The 538-nt window shown below is 69.1% G+C and carries 1 protein-coding gene; it reads right to left on the bottom strand.

Annotated features, from left to right (window positions below):
• Positions 1-535: AMP-binding protein (locus RCG67_RS17315; protein ID WP_438612691.1), on the bottom strand; the 535-nt coding region annotated here is incomplete at its 3' end.
• Between the last annotated feature and the right edge of the window lie 3 nt (positions 536-538).

The raw sequence follows: 538 nt of genomic DNA, 5'->3' as shown, positions 1-538 counted from the left end.
GGCCGTCCTCGACGCGCGAGAGCAGGGCGTCCGCGGAGAAGCCGCCGAAGACCACGGAGTGGATCGCGCCGATGCGCGCGCAGGCCAGCATCGCGATGACCGCCTCAGCGATCATCGGCAGGTACAGGGCCACGCGGTCGCCCTTGGCCACGCCCAGGCTCTCCATGGCGTTGGCGGCCCGGGAGACCTCGTCCTTGAGCTGGGCGTAGGTGTAGCTGCGGCTGTCGCCGGGCTCGCCCTCGAAGTGGATGGCGACCCGCTCCCCGTTGCCGGCCTCGACGTGGCGGTCCACGGCGTTGTAGCAGGCGTTGAGGGTGCCGTCCTGGAACCACTTGGCGAACGGGGGGTTGGACCAGTCGAGGACCTCGGTGAACTCCTTGTTCCAGGTCAGCAGCTCGCGCGCCTGACGGGCCCAGAAATCGACCCCCTCGGCCTCGGCCTGGTCGTAGAGCTCGGCGCCGACGTTGGCCTGGGCCGTGAAATCAGTGCTGGGGGCAAAGGTCTGGATCTCGGCAGGAGTGGAGTCCGAAGCCATGTG

The sequence above is a fragment of the Kocuria cellulosilytica genome, from assembly GCF_040981245.1.
GTDB classification, from domain to species: Bacteria; Actinomycetota; Actinomycetes; order Actinomycetales; family Micrococcaceae; genus Kocuria; species Kocuria cellulosilytica.
The sequence above is the reverse complement of the archived record's forward strand: the minus strand, read 5'-3'. Positions and strand labels throughout refer to the sequence as shown.